Genomic DNA, 339 nt, shown 5'->3' on the forward strand with positions numbered 1-339 from the left:
CTCTTCGGACCCAGGCGACCGCTGCGGAGCAATCCGGGGAGGAAAGTCCGGGCTCCATAGGGCAAGACGCCGGCTAACGGCCGGGAGGCGCGAGCCTACGGAAAGTGCCACAGAAAAGATACCGCCCAAGCGCGCAAGCGCCGGTAAGGGTGAAAAGGTGCGGTAAGAGCGCACCGCGCTTCCGGCAACGGAAGTGGCAGGGTAAACCCCGTCTGGAGCAAGGCCAAATAGGCGTGCCATAGCACGGCCCGTGCTGCACGCGGGTAGGCTGCTGGAGCCAGTGCGCAAGTGCTGGCCTAGAGGAATGGTCGCCCACGACAGAACCCGGCTTATCGGCCC

1 other RNA gene is annotated in these 339 nt (G+C 65.2%); it reads left to right on the forward strand.

The features are described from left to right. Positions 1–10 precede the first annotated feature (10 nt). An RNA gene (gene rnpB, locus CDO51_RS13305) (RNase P RNA component class A) lies at positions 11–336 on the forward strand. The last annotated feature ends 3 nt before the right edge of the window (positions 337–339 follow it).

Origin of the sequence: Natranaerobius trueperi (genome assembly GCF_002216005.1) — a bacterium.
Lineage (GTDB): Bacteria > Bacillota > Natranaerobiia > Natranaerobiales > Natranaerobiaceae > Natranaerobius_A > Natranaerobius_A trueperi.